This window comes from Paenibacillus terrae HPL-003, assembly GCF_000235585.1.
Lineage (GTDB): Bacteria > Bacillota > Bacilli > Paenibacillales > Paenibacillaceae > Paenibacillus > Paenibacillus terrae_B.
The window spans coordinates 720067-734244 of the sequence record NC_016641.1; the positions used below are offsets into that span (position 1 = coordinate 720067).

At 43.3% G+C, this 14178-nt stretch carries 13 protein-coding genes and 2 pseudogenes; 4 read left to right on the forward strand and 11 right to left on the reverse strand.

Annotated elements, in window-relative coordinates; translation table 11 throughout:
- Positions 1-14: 14 nt before the first annotated feature.
- From HPL003_RS03440 to HPL003_RS03460, 6 genes are all read right to left on the reverse strand, one after another.
- Positions 15-932, reverse strand: coding sequence for an ABC transporter permease (locus HPL003_RS03440; RefSeq protein WP_014278256.1), 918 nt, complete (start codon positions 930-932; stop codon positions 15-17).
- Positions 933-1016: 84 nt separating this feature from the next.
- The gene (locus HPL003_RS03445) at positions 1017-2564 is read right to left on the reverse strand and encodes an ABC transporter substrate-binding protein (protein WP_014278257.1); all 1548 of its coding nucleotides are present in this window, start codon (positions 2562-2564) and stop codon (positions 1017-1019) included.
- A gap of 69 nt (positions 2565-2633) precedes the next feature.
- Positions 2634-3818: a M20 metallopeptidase family protein gene (locus HPL003_RS03450; protein ID WP_014278258.1), complete on the reverse strand. Its 1185-nt coding sequence runs from the start codon at positions 3816-3818 to the stop codon at positions 2634-2636.
- 48 nt (positions 3819-3866) lie between these two features.
- Entirely contained in the window at positions 3867-4592 is a 726-nt protein-coding gene (locus HPL003_RS03455) for a FadR/GntR family transcriptional regulator (protein WP_014278259.1), read from the reverse strand.
- Positions 4593-4822: 230 nt separating this feature from the next.
- Positions 4823-4993, reverse strand: coding sequence for a hypothetical protein (locus tag HPL003_RS29120; RefSeq protein WP_014278260.1), 171 nt, complete (start codon positions 4991-4993; stop codon positions 4823-4825).
- Positions 4994-5012: 19 nt separating this feature from the next.
- The gene (locus HPL003_RS03460) at positions 5013-5207 is read right to left on the reverse strand and encodes an H-type small acid-soluble spore protein (RefSeq protein WP_014278261.1); all 195 of its coding nucleotides are present in this window, start codon (positions 5205-5207) and stop codon (positions 5013-5015) included.
- A gap of 187 nt (positions 5208-5394) precedes the next feature.
- Between HPL003_RS03460 and HPL003_RS03465 the strand changes: the two genes are divergently transcribed.
- On the forward strand, positions 5395-6582 hold the full coding sequence (locus HPL003_RS03465; protein ID WP_014278262.1) for a macrolide family glycosyltransferase: 1188 nt from the start codon (positions 5395-5397) through the stop codon (positions 6580-6582).
- Positions 6583-7562: 980 nt separating this feature from the next.
- Here the strand turns inward: HPL003_RS03465 and HPL003_RS03475 are convergent.
- The 4 genes from HPL003_RS03475 to HPL003_RS03485 form a co-directional block, all read right to left on the reverse strand.
- A complete protein-coding gene (locus HPL003_RS03475; protein ID WP_014278265.1) occupies positions 7563-9458 on the reverse strand; it encodes a beta-glucoside-specific PTS transporter subunit IIABC in 1896 nt (631 codons plus the stop codon).
- Between the two features lie 148 nt (positions 9459-9606).
- Positions 9607-10443 carry a BglG family transcription antiterminator LicT gene (gene licT / locus HPL003_RS03480; protein ID WP_014278266.1) on the reverse strand — a complete coding sequence of 279 codons (837 nt, stop codon included), beginning with the start codon at positions 10441-10443 and terminating at the stop codon, positions 9607-9609.
- A gap of 334 nt (positions 10444-10777) precedes the next feature.
- Positions 10778-11170 carry a beta-xylosidase family glycoside hydrolase gene (locus HPL003_RS30155; RefSeq protein WP_202946279.1) on the reverse strand — a complete coding sequence of 131 codons (393 nt, stop codon included), beginning with the start codon at positions 11168-11170 and terminating at the stop codon, positions 10778-10780.
- Positions 11076-12032, reverse strand: coding sequence for a family 43 glycosylhydrolase (locus HPL003_RS03485; protein ID WP_202946280.1), 957 nt, complete (start codon positions 12030-12032; stop codon positions 11076-11078). Before HPL003_RS03485 ends, HPL003_RS30155 begins: the two co-directional genes overlap by 95 nt.
- Before the next feature lie 12 nt (positions 12033-12044).
- Here HPL003_RS03485 and HPL003_RS30400 point away from each other — a divergent pair.
- Together HPL003_RS30400 and HPL003_RS30405 are read left to right on the forward strand one after the other, a co-directional pair.
- A pseudogene (locus HPL003_RS30400) lies at positions 12045-12224 on the forward strand (AraC family ligand binding domain-containing protein); the annotation flags it as partial.
- A gap of 367 nt (positions 12225-12591) precedes the next feature.
- Positions 12592-12780 carry a helix-turn-helix domain-containing protein gene (locus HPL003_RS30405; RefSeq protein ID WP_420795073.1) on the forward strand — a complete coding sequence of 63 codons (189 nt, stop codon included), beginning with the start codon at positions 12592-12594 and terminating at the stop codon, positions 12778-12780.
- A gap of 334 nt (positions 12781-13114) precedes the next feature.
- On the opposite strand, the gene HPL003_RS28835 is transcribed toward HPL003_RS30405, so the two are convergent.
- The gene (locus HPL003_RS28835) at positions 13115-13279 is read right to left on the reverse strand and encodes a HesB-like domain-containing protein (protein ID WP_014278269.1); all 165 of its coding nucleotides are present in this window, start codon (positions 13277-13279) and stop codon (positions 13115-13117) included.
- Between the two features lie 75 nt (positions 13280-13354).
- Here HPL003_RS28835 and HPL003_RS03500 point away from each other — a divergent pair.
- Positions 13355-13700, forward strand: a pseudogene (locus HPL003_RS03500) (N-acetyltransferase family protein); the annotation flags it as partial.
- Positions 13701-14178: the final 478 nt, after the last annotated feature.

Genomic DNA, 14178 nt, shown 5'->3' on the forward strand with positions numbered 1-14178 from the left:
TCCTCCTCCCCTTTCTAGTTGTATTTAATTCTTGGATCAAGCAGTCGGTAAACGACATCGGTTAAAATATTGCTGATAACCACAATAAAGGCAATCACAAATACAGCTGCCTGTACGATAGCCATGTCGTGCGTATTCACAGCGACGACAAGTAGCTGCCCCAAACCCGGCCATGCAAATACCGTCTCGGTAATCAGTGTTCCGCCGATCAAGCTCGTAAATTGCAAGCTCATAATCGTGACGACCGGAATCAATCCATTGCGAAAAGCGTGTTTTCCGATGACTACGATTTCGAAAATCCCTTTACTTCGGGCTGTTCGTATATAGTCCTGATTCAAAATGTCCAGCATACTGGAGCGAATGAGTCGAGTCATCTGTGCAGAAAGACCGACACCCAGTGTAAAAGCCGGAAGTATCAAATGCTCCATCCCGCCCCGACCGGACACCGGAAGCATCCCCAACATGACGGAGAATAGCAATATGAGCATAATCCCCATCCAAAAGTTAGGCATGGCCTTTCCGACTACGGATAAACTGGAAATGATTAAATCGGTAAAGGTATTACGTTTGACTGCTGAGATGACGCCCAACGGCACTGCGATGATAACTGCAAAAAACATGGCAGCTACTGCCAATTCAAAACTGGCAGGCAGCCGTTCCAGCACTAATGGCAAAGCCGATTCACCATAGCGAAACGAGGTACCAAAATCGCCTTGTAAGGCACTTCCAATAAATTTAATGTATTGCGTATATAATGGCTGATCTAGTCCAAGCGCTTGTGTCAATACTGCACGATCCTCGGCTGTAGCAGTCTCCGGCAGCATCAGGGCTACAGGATCCCCGGTTACCCTCACCAGGATGAATACAATCAGAGAGACAATCAGCAGTACAGGAATCACCTGCAGCAGCGATTTGGCGATATAAGCTCTCAATTCGTCACCTCCATAACCAGCAGGCTTTTTTTAAAAGGACGGGCAGGAACCTTCATTGAGGTCCCCGCCCGTTCACTTCTCTTTTTATTTTGCAGGTGTAATATCCTCTGCATAGAACATCTCGTCACTTCTCGGTTGGAAATTCACACCGTTACCCGTGCCATAGATCCCTTCCATTTGGAAAAGATAGACGGCTGGACGATCTTCAGCCAAAATCTGCTGCACTTGCTGATACTCTTTTTCACGCGAGGCTGTATCCAGATTCGTCAGGGCATGCTGCAACAGCTTTTCTACCTTCGGATTGTTATAATCCGTTTCACCCTTAGCCTCTTCTAGTAGGTAGCGGTTATAGTTGTTGGAAGCATCAAACAGGGAATTACCAATGCCGATCATAAACATTTCTTTGAAGGATTTGGAGCTGTAACGCTCACTGAAAGCACTTGGCTCCAGTACGTCCAATTTAATTTTGAAGCCTTCTTTATCTAACATGGCGGCTACGACCTCGGCATACTCTTTGTATATTGAGGATACTGAAAGGGTCAATGTTGGGCCTTCACCAGCATAACCGGCTTGCTTCAGCAATTCTTTGGCTTTTGCCGGATCATATAATGTTTTCTCATACAAGGAAGGATCGGCACCAAAGTTACCTGGTGTAACGGAAGTACGAGTTACAATCCCGGCACCACCTGCGATGCTGTCCACGATGCCCTTTTTATCGATCGCGAGGTCTATCGCCTCTCTCACTTTCGGGTCAGCCGTAACACTGCCTTGGCTTTGACGTAAAATCAATTGCAGAACACGCTGAATCGGTGCCTTGACGATTTTTTTGCCGTCTTCGCCTTGAATGCGTTCTATATCGGTGGAAGGGATTCCGGAAGCAATGTCAATCGAGCCTGCGAGCAGTTCAGATACACGCGTAGAGGCTTCCGGGATGGAACGAAAAACAACTTGATCCCATTTCGGCTGACCTTCATAGTACTTATCGTTTTTATCGAGTACCACACGATCATCCTTAATCCATTGACTAAATTTATAAGGGCCTGTACCAATTGGATTTTTAAGGAATGCCTCTATGCCATTCTTCTCAATATACTTGGAGGGTAAGATCCCAGCTCCCATTTTGGATAAACGATTCAGCAGCAGCGGGTCTGGTCCGTCGGTTATGATGTCTGCTGTATGTTCATCTACCACTTTCACTTCTTTAATATTTTTAAAGTAAGAATTTTGTTTGAGCGTATTATCCTTCGCCACTCTTTCTATCGTGTACTTCACATCTTCCGCCGTGAATGGATCACCGTTATGGAAGGTAACTCCTTCGCGTAAGTGAAAACGCCAAGTCGTATCATTTACCTTTTCCCAGGAAGTTGCGAGTCCAGGTACTTTCTTCTGCTGACTATCATTTTTCAGCAAGTAGTCAAATACGTTAACCAGAACGGCTTCACTCGCCGTATTGTTATTGTTATGTGGATCAAAGCTCTCAATATCCGTAGCATTCGCGATCGTCAGCACTTTACTGCTGGTCGATGTTGCGCTGTCTTTACTACCGTCTGTGGATGGGGCACCGCAGCCTGCCAGGATAATTGCTGTAATCAGTAATGTGATCCCGCTTGTAAACCACTTATGTCTGTTCATCTTGTCCACTCCAGTCTATTAACGTTGTATTTTGCGCTACAGTTGCTGTGAAAAGCTCATTCAGGATTGTTATTTCGTTTTCAGAAAATGTAACGCTATAGCCGACATCATCGCTACTCCATAAGGCAGCACGGATTCGTCCAAATCAAACTTGGGATGATGCAATGGATAGCTTGTAGCTTCATCTCCTCTCCCAGATCCGAGCCGGAAAAATACACCGGGTACCTGCTCACAATAAAAAGCGAAATCCTCTCCGCCTGTTGACGGTTTGATGTAGTTCCACTCCTTGGAGCCAAACAGTAGCTCACTCGTTTCCGTCATCAGATCGACCATTTCCGAATCGTTCTGCACAACTGGGTAGCCATGCTGATAATTTAATTCATATCCGGCCCCAAACGATTCACACGCACCACGGACTACCTGTTCGATCAGTTCAGGCATCCGGCTGCGTAGCTCCGCAGATAGAGTTCGCACGGTACCGATCATTTCTACCTCCGGTGCAATGGCAGCCCCCATGTAGCCGCCACTAATTTTGCCAATAGTAATGACAATGGTCTCAAGCGGATCAACCAGACGACTTGGTATATTTTGCAGGGCAGAAATAACCTGCGCGGACACGGCAATCGCGTCTATCCCCTCGTGCGGACGGGCAGCATGACCGCCTTTGCCTATAATCTTAATCGTTAAGCTGTCTGCGGATGCAAAAGCTACCCCTTTGCTGACCCCGAGCGTTCCTGTCTTTAGACCCGGGAACATATGAAGTCCTGCCATCGCATCTACTTTTGGATTTTCCAACACACCATCATCAATCATAGCCTTCGCCCCAGCCAAACCTTCTTCTGCTGGTTGAAAGACAAATTTGATGTTCCCTCTTTCGGGCCGTTCCAGCTTCGTAAGTAACTGCGCGGCTCCCATCAGTATTGCGGTATGGGCATCATGCCCACATAAATGTGCCTTTCCCGGAATCTGTGACCGATAGGGAACCGTTTTTTCATCCTGAATCGGTAAAGCATCCATATCTGCCCTTAGACCGATTGTAGGTCCCGGGCTTTTTCCTCGTAACAGACCTACAACCCCGGTTTTACCTACATTTGTTATCACTTCCAGCCCAAGTTCACGTAAGTGTTCAGCCACAATTCCCGATGTACGAACCTCTTCATAACCCGTTTCAGGATGGCGATGAAAGTCTCTGCGCCAAGCAATCAGCTGATCTTGAAGCGGTCTGGATAATGCTAAAAGTTCATTTATATTCATTTTTATCATCCCCGCTCGAATTATCTTATTTTTTCTGTATAGTACCGACTAGCCTTGTGCAACCAGTCTCGCATAAATGGCATCTGCGGAATGTCCGATATGGTGTCTCATTACTTCCCGCGACTTCTCAGCATCCCGTGCCCGAAGTGCACTCAGAATTTCCGTATGGACGTCGTAGTTCACCGTCCGAATCTGATCGTCATAGGGCATGAGATCAAGCGCCGGGTTAATTTGGGTCCGAATCTGCCTAACAGCGGCTTCACAAAATGGGTTGCCCGATGCCTTGGCAATGGCTAAATGAAACTTGACGTCCAAGGCCCGAAACCATTCCCGGGTACAATCTGCTTCAATGCTCTGGTCCAGATAATGCTGGAGTAATTCCAGTTCATCTGTGGTGATCCGCGCAGCCGCTAAAAATGCCCCCTCAGGCTCCACCATCATCCGATATTCAAAGACCTTCAGCATATGCTCCCAATCTTGTGCGATTTCTGCCCGGGTACGTTTATGAGAATTTGCTGTCACTGGAAGAACAAACGTCCCTCCCTTGGCACCTACTCTCTTTTCAATGAGTCCCTTGGACTCTAATTGAGATAGTGCCTCACGAACTGTAATTCTGCTGGCATTAAATATCTCTGCAAGTTCCCGCTCTGTTGGCAGCTGCTCCTCGCTAAGCAACTCTTTTAGAATAATTGCCTCTTCCAACTGCTCTCTAATAAAATCACTCACTTTTTTAGCTGATACTTTCTCAAAGCGCAGAGGAGATGGGATTATCATACGAACACTCCGATCCATAAATCTTTAAGGTCTAAACCTTAAACCTTTAAAAGAAACAAAAAATATAAATCTGTTGTTATCATAATACCTAGTAAACCCATATGCAATACTTTTTTTCTAATATTAATGAATGATTTTGTAATAAATATAAAGAAGCAGCCCCTTTATAGAGCTGCTTCTTTATATTTATTACATTTTTGCGGTATGACAAAAGCTAAAAATCACATTCTCTATTTTTCCTCCAACTCATCCGGTACATCGTATTTATTGATATGTGAGGTCATCGCTGCAACTGCTTCGCTGGCATCCGTCGTGGCCGGTACTTCTCTGACCACATCATCAGTCTGGTCACGAAAATTCAAGCGGTCGGCCTCGGTCACTTTCTGTTGATTGGGTTGCATTTTCAACATCTCTCCTTTCTTATTCCAGTACTTGAACCTGTTCTGTTAACGTATACAAAGGCACTTCCCGTTCCTCTTCCGGATGGTTCATCGCATAGATACGTGCCGTCTCCCTCTGCTCATTCACATGCTGAATATAAATGGGTGACCCATCACATAACACATTCGCCATGATGGGAGAGGACGCTATTTCTTGTGCTCTTTGAACATTCATTTTAGAAAAACCTCCCTTGCTGAGTAGAGTTCGTCTTTACTATGCACGAGGTAAATATTTGTTATACAAATTTCATGTCAAACACCAAAAAGGATATCATTTGAAAAAATAAATATTATTGTTATTATGGATAGAGAGACTCAGTAAAAACTGTGATCTTCGATAAAGGGAAAAGGAGTGATAATGGATGCTACGTGTTTTAATGGTTAACTTTCCAGCAGAAGGACATGTGAACCCTACGATCGGGATTACGCAAGCCTTTGCAGCACGAGGGGACCAAGTATATTACATTACAACTGAGAAATACAAGGACAGATTAGAAGCAGTTGGGGCAACAGTTCGCCTGCACCCCGATCTGTTGAGGACTGCATCTATTAATGCCGCTTCTCCCGCCGGATTGAAAGCATTTTTGAACATTCACATTCAGACCTCGCTAGACATATTGGAAGTTACCCGGGAGTTGTCGGAAAGCATTGATTTTGACTTTGTGTTCTATGATAGATTCGGAGCTGGTGAATTAGTTAGAGATTATTTGAATATCCCCGGCATTTCTTCATCTCCATCCTTTCTTATTTCAAACAATCAGATGGCTAACAATCCCTTCCGTTCTGACGCTAAAGCACCGTTTCAGCTTGATGAACAGGCTACAACGTCACTGCAGCACATGCAGGAAAGATTCGGTGTTGCTCCCAAGCATGTATTTCAATTTATGAATAATTCAGGGGCTCTGAATGTTGTTTACACCAGCCGATATTTCCAACCGAACGGCGAGCTGTTCAGTGACGAGAATCTTTTTATGGGTCCCAGCTTCCCAGAGCGCAAAGGGGAACATTCTTTTCCTTTGAATCTATTACAAAATAATAAGGTTCTCTACATTTCGATGGGGACGGTTTTGGATCATGTTGAAGACTTTTTTAACACCTGTATTGAAGCTTTTGCCGATTTTGAAGGCATCGTCGTGATTGCAGCCGGCGAGAAAGCCGACTTTACGAAAATCAATCCGGCTCCCGAGCACTTTATCATCTCGCCCTATGTTCCTCAATTAGAGGTATTACGTCATTCAGATGTGTTTATTACTCATGGTGGAATGAACAGCGTGAATGAAGGGATTCACTTCAATGTACCCTTGGTCGTTCTGCCTCAGGACAAGGATCAGCCGATGGTCGCGCAGCGGTTAACGGAACTTCAAGCTGGCTATCGAATAACCAAAGATGATATCAATGCACAATCGTTAAGAGAGGCCGTACGTGAAGTGATGTCGAACGCAGCGTATAAAGAGGGCGTACAAAAAATAAATGATAGCTTCCTGCAATCCGGCGGTACAGAAGAAGCCCTGGCAAAAATTGATGCTTATCTTCAAAAGGAGCTTGCGTAAATCGCGGGCTTTTTATCTTCTTCTCTCGGCTCACCCCCACAACCGAAGCCTATGCCGTAAAGTACCGCCGAAACGAGCACGCCTAGTAACCCAGTCGAGAGACTCAACACAATCAATGCAACAACAGCTATCACAAGCGACGGCACAATAACGAAGGCCTCGCCGTGCCGATCCGAAACCTTTCCCGCAACAGGACGGATCAGGGCAAGCGTCGCAGCATAAGCTAGAGAAAGCTTCGGAATTAACCCCGATCGAGTCTGTAAAAAGCGTAACAAAGGCGGTAATCCCGCCATAAGCGATATACAGAAAAAAGGCCGACACCGCGACAGGCAAAACTGATTTTTTTAAAAGCACAATGCATAATCCCAGCGATGAATCTGCTACAGATCGACGCAAGTTCATCTATCCGTTATTACAACAGACGCATTAATGATTCAGCGATGGCAGATATGTATCCTACATGAGCTACGTAAATCGCAAAATTGATAAATTAGATACAAAAAAATTAGTCTAGCCATAAAGCCGCCCTTATTAAGGACGGCTTCATGGCTGCAATATGTTAGTCTAGATCAGACCCATTTGGTGCAATGGCTTTAGTCGTTTTCTCTTTCCTCTCTGGGTATGCGCTCACAGCACGGCTCATATAGTAGCTAAAGCCAATATAATCAACAGGATAGCTTTTCAGAATAAGATCATCCCCAAATTCTTTTTCAAGAACTACATTGTTCTCTTTAAAGAATTGGGCTGCATATGAAGGATATCCTCCCCTTGCAGCGCCACAAAAACATCCTCTGGAGTACTAGTCAATGGATAAGCAGGAATATACGCCAACATGCAACCTATGTCCGAAAACAGCGGAACCCCATTTCTGCAAGCAGTGCAATATCTTCTGGCTGCTACAGCGCCGCCCCATAAGAAGTTCTCTGGAAAACTGTATGTGTTGGATTGCAAATGTGAGTCTCCTTCCTACCTAGTTTCGCTTAGACAACAAGCGTCAGCAAATTATCTTGTGCCAAAACCGATGACTTTGTGGTTTCAATAACATCCAAATACTTACTGGCATTCGAGATTATAATAGGAGTGATTGGATTGTAACCAGCTTCCTTAATCTTTCTAAGATCAAAATCAATTAATAGATCGCCTTTGTTGACCTGATCTCCTGCCTTAACTCTAGGGGTGAAATATTGCCCTTTCAATTGAACGGTGTTGATTCCAATGTGAATCAATATTTCCGCGCCATTCTCGGACATTATAATTACAGCATGGCCGGACTTGAGTACAGTACCAATCGTACCATTCACTGGCGAGAACGCTTGGCCAACACTTGGGATAACTGCAATTCCTTTTCCCATAGCACCTTCTGCAAAAGCAGGATCGGGAACTTCAGTCAAGGATTTCACTTCACCTATTAGTGGGCTGACCAGTACCTCTTTCTTTAAGATCGGCAAACCATCAGTAAACCTGACACTTGCTTCTGGTTGAACAGCCTTGTTTTCCACATTAGGAGTTACTTCACTCGGCTCAGTTACTGCAACATCTTTTTTATTCAAGTATCCGAAAAGAATCGTCAGAATCAAACCAATACCCATGGCAACTGCAATCCCAATTAAATAATACCCGACAGGTTCAAATGCACCGATTGAAAAAATATTTTGGAAAACAAATGCTGTAGCATACGTATGGAAACCGCCATTAATTGCTCCTCCGATAGCTCCAGCAATAATAACAAATGGGATCGTGCGCTTGTAACGCAGCAATATCCCGTAGACAGTTGGCTCGGAGACACCTGCTAACAACAGACTTAACGTAGAGGAACCAGCAATTGATTTCAAAGACTTTTCTTTGGATTTAAGGAATACACCTAGTGCTACCCCTGCCATGGCAAAGTTAGAGGCAGCCCACATTGCAAGGATCGGATCGTTTCCATTTGTTAGATTTGCTAGAACGATTGGAATTATGCCCCAATGTAGGCCAAAAACAACAAGGAAGAAGATTAACCCGCCAATTACAGCTCCTGTCAGCAAGCCGCTTACTCCCATGAGATAATTAATAGAATCTGCTATTGCATTTCCGATATATACTCCAAATGGGCCAAAGATCATAGCAGTGAGTGGTACAATGATGGCTAAGGATAGTAACGGAACCAAAAACGTCTGCAGCTCTTTATGGATGACTTTCTTTAAATATTTCTCCACGTAAGAGAATATCCAAATAGCTACGAACACCGGAAAGACGGTTGACGAATAATCCATTAAGACGACAGGAATTCCTAAAAATGAAGAGGTGTCCCCGTTGGCTAATAACCCCGTAAAATTCGGCTCCATCAATGCTGCACCGATAACTCCACCTACATATGGATTGGCGCCAAATTTAATCGATGCAGAGACGCCCAGGAATATAGGCAGGAAATAGAAGACGGCATTAGCTGCTGCAGCCAGAATGAGGTAGGTTCCACTTTCCGCAGATACCCAGCCAAAGGTTGTGAACAGGGTTAAAAAAGCTTTTAGTATCCCTGCTCCGGCCATTGCAGGCAACAGAGGAGAAAGACTTCCGGAAATCACTGCAAAAATTGTGGACAGAATCTTCTCCTTAGGTTTATCTGCATCCTCTGATGCAGAATTCCCTGTCCCAAGTTTGCTGGTTTTCATAATCTCTTGATATACGTGTGCAACGTCATTTCCGATAACCACTTGAAATTGACCGCCACTTTCTACGACAGTCAGCACTCCTTCTAAGCTTGTCAGCTTCTCTTTATCGGGTAAATGATTATCTTTTAAATTAAATCTCAACCGGGTTGCACAATGGACAAGATTCGTAACATTCTCCTCTCCACCGATGTTCTGCACGATATCTTTCGCTAATCTTTCGTACTTCATTTGTGCTCGCTCCTTTAGAACTCATTCTGGTTTATATGAAATAAAAAAACCTGAACAGGTGATGAAGTACACTGAAAAACAGTACACTTATCACTTATCCAGGCTTTGCCCAACTAATGGTAACAACCCTGCTATTTATTGTAATAGGCTAATCTCTGCTGGTCACACGCCTAATATGGAGCATGAAATAGACCATTTCACCTTCGGTTGTCTCAACTTGATACTCTTCCCGTAAATATGCTCTTACCTTCTCACTGCAGGCAAAGGCTTCAGGATATTTGGCAATGACTTGTTCGTACAGCTCATCATCCTCAGAAGGAATCGATTCATGACGCATCGTGCGATAAGAGAAATATTTCAAGTGAGTCACAAAGCGGCTATAATTTAATGTTTCTTCATCTAGTTCAATCCCATAGTGCAGTGTTACTATATTGAGAATTTCTTGAACCATCTGGGTTACCATTAAGGTCTGTTCCATCTCTTGACCATCCTGCTGGCCATTAACAAAATGCATCGCGATAAAGCCGGCTTCATCTACAGGCAATTTAACTCCTGTTTCCTTTTCAATTAAGTGTAATGCATGCATCGCCGTGTGATATTCTTTCGGATAGAACTTTTGTATCTCCCAGAGCAACGCATTCTTGAGACCCAATCCCTGTGTAGAGCGCGTAACGGCATAACTAATATGATCTGTAAGGGCCAAGTATATATTATTGCTAAAAGAAGTGTTTAGATCTTTTACTGCATAACGGATAATTTGATCTGTCAATTCAAGATGTTTTGGAGGAATCTCACTCAGTAATGTAGATAGCCGCTCAGATAATTCATTGGTCTCCATCACGAAAGTCTTCTCAATTCTTGATGGATCTATATTTTCACCTGGAATTTTCTGATAAGCTAGTCCCTTTCCAATAACAATGATCTCGGATCGATTTGGTCCTTCAACCAATGCAACATTATTGTTAAATACTTTTTTAATCCTCATGAGTTCGCCCACTTTATATTTTTTACTAGCAAAAAAAAGCCTAAACTAATCCAAAACTAAATGTAATTTAGTACGGATTCGTTTAGGCTTTGCCTGCAATGCAGTAACAACCCTAATATTAATTATATATTTATTATATAAGATAGAGAGAACGTTTTCAACATAAAAATAATCTCAAATCTGGACTTGAACACCTGTCACTCAATGTTGAAGATGTAATACGATTATTAAGTGTTCGACTGTTCAAAACGAGAATTTGTACGATCGGACATATAGCCGACGATCATATTGGAAATAGCTGCGACAATCATGCCTAGGGCTGAAAATAAAGCAACTAGAAATTCTTTACCGAATAGTAATCAAAATCTGCAAAAGAGTCATGCTGATGGGAATCAACCGAACCTACAAAGTTAAACAATCCTGTAAATCCGCCAATTTCGCCTGGCTCCCCGTTAACGCCTTCATCAGACAAATAAGAAGCATCCATACCTTCCACTAATACTTTCCACTCCACGTTATCTTGCAAACGATAAAGGATATGGGCTGTACCTGAATTGTAGACAATTCTTAATTCAACGATATTTTCATGCACAAATATAGGATTTTGGACACATTCAATTCGCTTTCCAAGCTTAGCCTGCAATAAACTTAAAATAATCGTGCCTGTTGGCTCTGAATAAGTTAAATAAGCATAAATCCAATTGTTCGAATCGTAATAAAGCCCCATACCTGCAGTTTCTGAATGAATGATCCGGATGAAATTCAAGTTTGGTTTGAAATTCGTAATTGAACGAAGTAGCTCGCGTCGCCATAATAGCGGGGTTCATTTGTGAAAAGAAAGAGTTCTCACCATGAATGCGCAAATATCCGGGACGTTCATTAGTATTCACCCAACAAGCATTTTGGTTTCGATAAGGAGTCATAAAACACAAGTTATATGTGCTATTGTCAAAATGATCAAAGATGTCATAAGAGGATTGCTTGGATAATTGCACGCCCTCCATTTCCTCGACTTCCATTTTCGCTAAATTTGAACCGTCTTTCATTTCGAGCCATTCATCTGCTGTCCACTTCATTTTTTGAATAGATGTTTCACGCCCTAAAGGGTTTAAGAGTGTTCCTTCGAGAGGTCGCGACATGAGATGAGCAATATACCATTCACCTGTTTGAGTTTGATCCAAAGATCCGTGCCCTGCTTTTTGCATTACTGACTTTGGATTGTACATTTCAAAGTGGCCCGCATCCGGATCGCCCAGTGAAAAAAGGTGACGCGGCGAAGAAGTAATGATCGGCTCACCCGACGGATGCGATTCATACGGACCGAAGATATTTTTTGAACGTCCAATTTCTACGCCGTGTGCATATCCTGTTCCCCCAGCAGCTAATATGAGATAATAATATTCATTTCGCTTATAGATTTGAGGTGCCTCAGCGCAGCCGCGACTGGTAAACCCTTGTGTTACCCGGTGCCATTTGCCAACCTTTCCGCCATATTCTAAATCAATTTCGGTAATTACAATATCAACTTCGTTCTTTTCAAGCAAGAAACCAATCGGTTCCCAATTTGCTAAATCTGTTGAACCGTTCATTCAAATTGGTCCATGATAAAGGAATTTCACCATGCGTTTGAAATCCTTATTGTTCTAGACGGCGCACAAGAGACTCTTATTGAAAATGAACAGTATATTATCGGAAAAGATGATATTCTTTTAATTCCTCCGGGTTTTGAGCACACTAACCGATGTATATCAGCCAATTCCATGACTTATTTTTGTGCTCATTTCGATATAGACGAGCCTTCTTTACGAATGAAAATAATGAAAGACTGTGATTGGGTTTATAAGCCTTCCAGCCCTTACTATGAAAGATTAAAAAGGAACCTTGAGAAATGGCTAGCGCAGGTAATTCTCTTTGAACTATTGCAAGTTTTGGTAGATATACAACCGTCGAACGCGGACTTGCGGACACATCAAACAATGACTACAGTCAAATATGCCAAAGAAATTGCCGAAGCAATTAAAGGGGCTTTCAAAAAAATGCATGGAAAAGAACGAAAATGTAGATTTTTCGGTTCATATCCAACCGATTATTGCTTCTCTTGGAATCAGTCCGAATTATGGTTTAGAAGTGTTCCAAAAAGTGTATCATATGTCACCCCGAACCTACTTATCCGGATTGAAGTTGCAAGAAGCCAAAATTCTGCTTCAGCAACCGAAAACATCATTGAACGAGATCGCCAATCAATTAGGCTACAAAAACCTCTCTCATTTCAGCAGACAATTTAAAAGATGGACTGGATTAAGTCCTACGGAATTTCGTAGGAAAACAAATGCATAAAAAAGAAGAGCCGCACATTAATCGAGGCTCTTTTAATGAATGCCAATACGTGAATTGCCGGAAATCCCTCTGCCTCTGTGCCGTTATCTCTCAGATCAAAAACATCTGAGATCTCTTGCTCCCGAAGGGCTTCGAGCAATGCACTCTCTCCGCCAATATATACTTTATTCTAAACAAGCGTGTGATAATTCGCCATCATCATTGTCCTCCTATCAGCTTAACAGCTGCTGCTGCCGCTACTCATCGTTAGTCCTGAACCTTGCTCATCTTGAATGTATCCAAGGGTAAGTCCACAAACCTGGTCAGCCACCTGCGGTCAACCGCCACCTCGACCTCATTGACTAGACTTACCGCATCGTTTCTCTTGTGACTTCTCAAGAGACAACTCGTAGCTGGGTCCACAGCAGCCTGCTCCCGCACATCCAATACGCAAGGTAGACACTCCAGCTTCCTTCATCATCTTTTCAATAAACTCTCTCGCTTCATCGGTAATTGTCATTTTAGTACCTTCGGTATCTATACCAAATTTGCTTCTCCGAGGGCTTTGAGCTGTTTATATCCTGTAATCTCATGGGGTACCCAGGGCGTTTTGGTCGCAGAATCGTATGGGATCGTGGTTGGCTGGGCTTCTTTAAATCGTTATTCTCATCGTTGTGCTTATGATGGCGTTGCGGACCTTTCGATTTACGTAGACCGAACCTTCCGCAGTAAAGGCGTTGGTAGTGCGTTTCATTCGGAATTAGAGAAAGAGGCCAAGAAAAACAATTTTTATAAGATCGTCCTGTTCACCTTCCCCTTTAATGAAAACGGTCAGAGGCTTTATCGGAAGATCGGTTACCGTGAAGTCGGCGTTTTTGAAAAGCAAGGGGTTAATGGACGGCCAATATATAGACGTAATGATTATGGAAAAATTGCTCTAAACCATAAAGATAGCAAGTCCCCCCCCCTAAAAAGGTCTTGCTATCTTTTCTTTAACCATCCTTCTTTGATTCAGCTTCTATAGCACGATGATGAAGTGCGGCGGAATCATGGTGCTGCTCTGTGAATGCATACATGATGAATAGCGCAGCGCCAGCGTAGCGGCTCATGTTGTGTGCATGCCATCTTGGATTTGGCCCACAGCTCTTTCGCTCCGTGGGCTGCGTGAAACGAACGACAGGAACATAGAGCGCTTTGGCCGGGGTGCTCTCGCCCGGCGTAGGCGCTCTAGTTATCGGCGTGAGTAGCGGCCCCGCGGTGCATTTTTAAATCACAACTTGATAAAATTTAGTTTTTTTTAAATTATGTTTCGAGCGTTAAGTTTGCTATTGTGTACGCCTCAATTTCAGACTACAATGAAAATACCAAATATGGAAGCGTTTTATATTTGTCCGGTAAGATAGCCAATACTTGAAATAA

Excerpts from the sequence above, each read along its gene's own strand:
- HPL003_RS03445 (WP_014278257.1), bottom strand. The coding sequence starts at position 2,564 with ATGAACAGACATAAGTGGTTTACAAGCGGGATCACATTACTGATTACA.
- HPL003_RS03450 (WP_014278258.1), bottom strand. The coding sequence starts at position 3,818 with ATGAATATAAATGAACTTTTAGCATTATCCAGACCGCTTCAAGATCAG.
- HPL003_RS03455 (WP_014278259.1), bottom strand. The coding sequence starts at position 4,592 with ATGATAATCCCATCTCCTCTGCGCTTTGAGAAAGTATCAGCTAAAAAA.
- HPL003_RS29120 (WP_014278260.1), bottom strand. The coding sequence starts at position 4,993 with ATGCAACCCAATCAACAGAAAGTGACCGAGGCCGACCGCTTGAATTTT.
- HPL003_RS03460 (WP_014278261.1), bottom strand. The coding sequence starts at position 5,207 with ATGAATGTTCAAAGAGCACAAGAAATAGCGTCCTCTCCCATCATGGCG.
- HPL003_RS03465 (WP_014278262.1), top strand. The coding sequence starts at position 5,395 with ATGCTACGTGTTTTAATGGTTAACTTTCCAGCAGAAGGACATGTGAAC.
- HPL003_RS03475 (WP_014278265.1), bottom strand. The coding sequence starts at position 9,458 with ATGAAGTACGAAAGATTAGCGAAAGATATCGTGCAGAACATCGGTGGA.
- licT (WP_014278266.1), bottom strand. The coding sequence starts at position 10,443 with ATGAGGATTAAAAAAGTATTTAACAATAATGTTGCATTGGTTGAAGGA.
- HPL003_RS30155 (WP_202946279.1), bottom strand. The coding sequence starts at position 11,170 with ATGGGGCTTTATTACGATTCGAACAATTGGATTTATGCTTATTTAACT.
- HPL003_RS03485 (WP_202946280.1), bottom strand. The coding sequence starts at position 12,032 with ATGAACGGTTCAACAGATTTAGCAAATTGGGAACCGATTGGTTTCTTG.
- HPL003_RS30405 (WP_420795073.1), top strand. The coding sequence starts at position 12,592 with ATGTCACCCCGAACCTACTTATCCGGATTGAAGTTGCAAGAAGCCAAA.
- HPL003_RS28835 (WP_014278269.1), bottom strand. The coding sequence starts at position 13,279 with ATGACAATTACCGATGAAGCGAGAGAGTTTATTGAAAAGATGATGAAG.